Below are 6305 nucleotides of genomic sequence, written 5' to 3' on the forward strand. Positions count from 1 at the left end.
GTCTATTTGCATATCGACTGCTGATCTTTCCTGCGAAGATATTACTTTTAACCCGGACGTCGCGGCTAAATACAAACCACAAGACTCGCACTGCCGTGACAAGTATTGAAAAAGAAAGTTATAAACAACTGGATATCGAACTCGCTAAATGCTCTAAATACAGCAGTGCGTGTCGTGATAGGCTACTAATGAACATTTTTTAAATATTAGTTTATACAGACTTTAATTATCTGTGGGATGAAATTTTCATCTTATCAGTAAAAAGTCATAGTATTGGCCATACGACAATCCTGAGTACTGCTGTTTCCGGAAAGACGTCTTTGTATTGATTCAATGGATTGAGCTCTGTTAAAGCAAAGAAGAGATGATTGGGCTAAGGAAGAAAGGGAAGAAAAGGATGTTTGGACTATTCAGGTTCTTGTTTTTTCGTCAGATGCAGCCGCCACCGGGTCAGTTGATACGACAGATCCTGATTTCATGCTATCTTCTCCTGATGCCAGAATGGGCTCTCACCGCTAATAGCCCCCCGCTGGAATCTCTGAAGCTGACTCCGCAAGAGGCTTTCTGGCTGAATGAGCACCCAGTACTAAAATTAGACATCGATCGCAATTTTGCTCCTTATGAATGGATAGATGAAAGCGGTACCTATACCGGTATTGTCGCAGATTACATTCACCTTCTTGAGCAACGTTTGGGTGTTAGAATTGAACCAATAAACTTTAAAAGATCATGGTCCGATGGATTGCAGGCTGCGAATAGTGGCGAGTTCGATATTGTGTCCTGCCTGGTTGCAACTAAAGAGCTGGAAACCTATCTGGTGTTCAGTAAGCCTTACCTTTCCGGTTTTGCAGTTATTATCAGCAAACAATCTAAGGGTTATATAGATAACCTTCATCGGCTGGACGGCAAAACTGTCGCGATCCACACAGGTCATTATACTAATAATCTTCTCAAGCGAGATTATCCCGCAATCAATATTGTAAATACTCCGACAATTGCAACTGCTTTACGGATGGTCTCTGAAGGCAGTGCTGATGCCTTCGTCGGTGATGCTACCGCTGCCAGCTATGCTATGAAACAGGAGAGCATTCTCAATCTCAGTTTTTCGGGTCATACCGATTACCAGAGTGATTTCAGAATGGCGGTCAATAAAGATAATCCATTGCTGGCTTCTATTATTGAAAAAGCGCTGACGAGTATTACGCAACAGGAACATGCCGCTATCTTTGCATATTGGAGCGGACCAGAAGCATCCTCAGGGATTCAGCCTGATGAGCTCGTTATATATATCGCCGCAGTATTTTTGTTGTTGTTGGTGTTTTGGAATTATCGCTTAAGAAAGTCAGAGATTTCACACCGGTTAAGTGAACAGCGGTTTCGTGAACTGATTGATACTACTGATGCCATTGTTTGGGAGGCCGATGTTGTAGGGATGAATTTTAACTCGGTAAGCGCTAATGCCGAACGTTTACTCGGTTATAAACCGCAAGACTGGACTCGTAAGGGCTTCTGGCAAGAGCATATCCATCCGCAAGACCGTGAGCGATCTATCACCTTTTGCCATAATCAAACCAGTCAGCATAGGGATCATATTCTTGAATATCGTTTTTGTAATAAGCAAGGTGAAACGATCTGGCTGCGGCATATGGTTAACGTCGTGCTGCAAAATAAAAAGCCTCGCTGGTTGCGCGGGTTATTACTGAATATTACCGACCAGAAAATGGCGGAACAATCAGTTCTTGAAAGTGAGCTGCGTTTTCGACAGGTAATCGAGAGCCTGCCGGCTATTGCTGTTCAGGGCTATGAAGTTGAGCGCCGGGTAATCTATTGGAATGATGCCAGTACTGACCTGTATGGTTACAGCAACACAGAGGCGATCGGACAGCGTTTAGAAGATTTAATTATCCCTCCTGAAGCAAAAGAGCAAGTGATTGAAGCGCATCAGAGCTGGCTTAGAAGTGAATCCCCGATACCTGCAGGTGAGGTTGAGCTGCTGAATAAAAAAGGCACCCGCATTCCCGTTTTTTCCAGTCATGTGATGCTGTATTCCGGGGGGCATCGAGAAATGTATTGTATCGACATCAGTCTTGCAGAGCAGAAAAAAGCGAATGAACGACTTGCTTACATGGCACACTTTGATCCATTAACCCAGCTACCGAATCGCACTACTTTTTATGATCGGTTAGCATTTTATATAAAGAAATCCTCTCGCAACCGACATCAGGTGGCTGTATTGCTGATGGATCTCGATCACTTTAAAGAAATCAATGATACCCTGGGTCATGATCATGGCGACCTGTTACTTAAACAGGCCGCAAGTCGTTTGCAAAGCTGTATCAGGGATACGGATACTGTAGCGCGCCTGGGCGGTGATGAATTCACGATTATTATCGATCAACTGGACGATTTCACAATAGTTGAGCGGATCGCGCAAAATATTTTAACTAAAATGAAAATGCCTTTTAATCTGAATCACAACACAGCTTATGTGTCAGCCAGCATCGGAATTGCGTTCTATCCCAGCGATGCTGATAGTATTGATATGCTGTTGAAAAACGCAGATCAGGCGATGTATGCCGCCAAATCTAAAGGGCGAAACAGTTTCCTGTATTTCACTCCTGCAATGGAAGAACAGGCGCAGCGGCGTAGGTTACTGATTAATGACCTGCGAAGCGCCTTGTCTTTACAGCAACTTGAGCTGTTTTATCAGCCGATCATTGATTTCAACAGCGGTGCCGTGTCAAAAGCAGAAGCCTTGATTCGCTGGCATCATCCTGAACGAGGCCTGGTCTCTCCGGATGACTTTATATCGATGACAGAAGAGACTGGGTTAATTCTGGAAATTGGTGACTGGGTATTTGCTACAGCTATTCAACAAGCGGCCAACTGGCAGACACAAGGGCATCATATTCAAGTCAGTATTAATACTTCGCCGGTCCAATTTCGCTCAGATGAATGCGACCTGAAGCCATGGCTTGCCAAGCTTAAGGCCATCAATCTTGATGGTGCAGCGGTGAATATTGAAATTACAGAGGGCGGCTTGATGGAGGCTGGCAGAGCGGTTACTGACAAGCTCCTGGCATTTAAAGATGCCGGCATTGAGGTTTCATTAGATGATTTCGGCACCGGTTATTCGTCACTATCTTATCTTAAGCGCTTTCACATTGATTATCTGAAAATTGATCAGAGCTTTGTTCGTAACCTACAGCCTGACTCGAATGATCATGCATTGTGTGAAGCCATTATAGTGATGGCTCATAAACTCGATATGAAAGTGATTGCAGAAGGTGTGGAAACGGAGCAACAAAGGGATCTGCTGATATCTGCCGGCTGTGATTTTGGCCAGGGGTTCCTTTTTTCAAAGCCGCTTCCTGCACAAGAGTTCGCGTTGCTGCTGGATAGACAGGAACGTCATTGAAATATTCAATTTCTCCGGCTGAAGCGTGCATCCGGTCTTTTGAAAAGAACCAAACACCGCAGATTAACCGACGAATATCTCGGTTTTATTCCTACGCCTCTGCCTCCTTACAGGCTGCGTGCGCCTGCCTTGCCCCATTCAAGGCCAGTACAAACGGCAGCGTATTTATAAGACCAGTCAGTGGTATAAAGCTCAAGACAATGGCCTTGTCGATGGTTTTATGATTGGCTGTCCAAAGCTGAATAGTGAAACATCATAAACCACCCAGACATACGGGCACTGTTTAATGCATTAAACCGGAAAGAAGCAGATCACAAAACACAGTAGTAGGGGCAAAAGCAGACGCACTCAAAGAGCTTACTTATACAAGCGTCTGAGTAAACAGAGCGCAGTTAGTGTGAGAAAAAAATGCTAATCTGTGCCAACGGCCGAGAATTTACAGAATGTATTAGGAAGCGGAATTTCAGGCATAAAAAAAGCCACCTAAGTGACTGATTTTAATGGAGGCGCGAGTCGGAATCGAACCGGCGTTAACGGAGTTGCAGTCCGCTGCATGACCACTCTGCCATCGCGCCATCGCATGCTATACAAAATTTGGAGCGGGAAACGAGATTCGAACTCGCGACCCCGACCTTGGCAAGGTCGTGCTCTACCAACTGAGCTATTCCCGCCCTGTACAACAGTGGGGCGTATTATAGAGAGATCTGCGGTGGTGTCAACCATGTTAACGAATTATTTTTGCTTAAAGATTAACCACTTACAGTTCTTCTGTTAAGTCTGGCCACGCTGACTTGAGGTAAAGGATCATAGACCACAACGTTAACAGGGCTGCAGCATACAAGGCTGCTACGCCAGCCCATGAGATCATGGTATAAGGCTCAAAAGCTATCAGCACAAAGATTGAAATCATCTGTAATGTCGTTTTTATTTTCCCTATATTGGAGACGGCAACACTAGCTCTTTTACCTAATTCTGCCATCCACTCTCTTAAGGCAGATATGACAATTTCGCGTCCAATAATGATCATAGCCGGAATCGTCATCCAGGATTGAGCAAAGGTTTCTACGAGCAATACCAGCGCAATCGAGACCATCAGTTTATCGGCAACCGGGTCTAAAAATGCACCCAGCGCGGATGACTGATCCCAACGCCGCGCGAGATATCCATCGAGCCAGTCGGTAACAGCGGCGATGGCGAATATCGCGCCCGACGCCATCGCTGCCCAGCTATAAGGTAGATAGTAACAAAGCACTAAAACGGGAATAAGGCCGATACGTAGCAATGTAAGTAAATTAGGTATGTTCATCGATAACAGCATATAAGCTGACAACTCCGGGATTAGGCTTCTGGATGTAACGCTGCGTATATCTCATCGGCTAGCGCTGGGCTTATGGTAGTGACTTTTGCGATTTCTTCAACACTGGCGCGCTCAATTGCAGCAATTCCACCAAAATGTTTGAGTAATTCGCGTCTTCTCTTCGGGCCTACACCTGCAATTCCTTCTAATTTAGATTGATTACGTGCTTTTCCGCGTCGGGCTCTGTGTCCGGTTATCGCAAAGCGATGCGCTTCATCACGTATATGTTGTATCAGATGAAGTGCGGCTGAATCAGAGGCTAACACCACTTCCTGATTTGTTTCCGCCATGACCAGTGTTTCAAATCCAGCTTTGCGGCTGGTTCCTTTTGCAACACCGATAATCTGCACTTCTGTTATTTGTAACTCTTCGAGTACTTTTACCGCTTGTGTCACCTGCCCTTTGCCGCCGTCAATTAACAGAATGTCAGGTAACACCCCTTCACCCTTTTTGATCCGGGTGTATCGACGCATTAATGCCTGATGCATGGCAGCGTAATCATCGCCGCCGGTAATTCCTTCAATATTGAAGGTACGATAATCTTTTTTCAGCGGCCCATTGCGATCAAACACGACGCAAGAAGCCACCGTGGCTTCGCCGGAGCTATGTGAAATATCAAAACACTCTAAACGCCTGGGTACTTCTTCTAATGAAAAGACCTCTTGCAATGCAAGGAAGCGTTTATAGACATTCTGTTTACTCGCCAAATGGCTGGCAAGATGCTGCTCTGCGTTGGTGAGTGCCAGCTTTTGCCACCCTGCTCGCTCGCCTTTAACCCGCGAACTCAGGTTAATTTTTTTACCACGCTGCTGGCTTAAAGCTTCTTCTATACAGGGTTGATCTTCCAAGTCGTGGCTGCAAATAATCTGGTCGGGGATTTCACGTGCACTGCCGATATACCATTGAGCGACAAATGCTGACAAAACCATGGCTTCGCTGTCTTCTATCGACACTTTCGGATGCAACGCCTTACTACCAACAACACGGCCACCACGAACAAACAGGACGTGAACACACACGCCTCCCGGTTGAATGGCACAGCCCATGACATCAGCATCACCGCTTTCACCAAATACGTACTGCTGCTCCTGAATCAGCTGTAAGCTAGTAATCTGATCCCGATAAACAACGGCACGCTCAAAATCCAGATTAGCCGCCGCTGTTTCCATCTGCGCCGCCAGTTCCTTCATGATGGTATGGCTTTTCCCTTCCAGAAACATCGATGCATGACGGATATCTTCTGCATAAGCTTCAGGCGAGACCGCCTCAACACACGGCGCGCTACAGCGTTTTATCTGGTATTGAAGACAAGGACGCGAGCGATTGCGAAAAAAGGCGTCATCACATGAGCGAATCCGGAATATCTTCTGCAGTATATTTAAACTGTCGTTAACCGCCGCACGGCTTGGAAACGGCCCGAAATACCGACCTTTTTTGCGCTTTGTGCCACGATGAAAGGTTAGCACCGGATAATCTTCTTTTTCAGAGACAAAGATATAAGGGTAGCTTTTATCATCCCTGAGCAGAATA

At 45.7% G+C, this 6305-nt stretch carries 3 protein-coding genes and 2 tRNA genes; 1 reads left to right on the forward strand and 4 read right to left on the reverse strand.

The window, feature by feature from the left end; genetic code table 11:
- Positions 1-397 precede the first annotated feature (397 nt).
- Positions 398-3418 (forward strand): EAL domain-containing protein, encoded by a 3021-nt coding sequence (locus ABY436_RS18210; protein ID WP_372740354.1) that lies wholly within the window; start codon positions 398-400, stop codon positions 3416-3418.
- A 501-nt stretch (positions 3419-3919) separates the two neighbouring features.
- Here the strand turns inward: ABY436_RS18210 and ABY436_RS18215 are convergent.
- The 4 genes from ABY436_RS18215 to uvrC form a co-directional block, all read right to left on the reverse strand.
- Positions 3920-3993, reverse strand: a tRNA-Cys gene (locus tag ABY436_RS18215).
- Positions 3994-4013: 20 nt separating this feature from the next.
- Positions 4014-4089, reverse strand: a tRNA-Gly gene (locus tag ABY436_RS18220).
- Between the two features lie 86 nt (positions 4090-4175).
- Entirely contained in the window at positions 4176-4724 is a 549-nt protein-coding gene (pgsA, locus tag ABY436_RS18225; RefSeq protein ID WP_372740355.1) for a CDP-diacylglycerol--glycerol-3-phosphate 3-phosphatidyltransferase, read from the reverse strand.
- Between the two features lie 32 nt (positions 4725-4756).
- Positions 4757-6305, reverse strand: a 1549-nt coding sequence (uvrC, locus tag ABY436_RS18230; protein WP_372740356.1) for an excinuclease ABC subunit UvrC, incomplete at its 5' end; no start/stop codon positions are given.

The sequence above is a fragment of the Neptunomonas sp. genome (assembly GCF_041601355.1).
In the GTDB taxonomy this organism is placed as follows: domain Bacteria; phylum Pseudomonadota; class Gammaproteobacteria; order Pseudomonadales; family Balneatricaceae; genus Neptunomonas.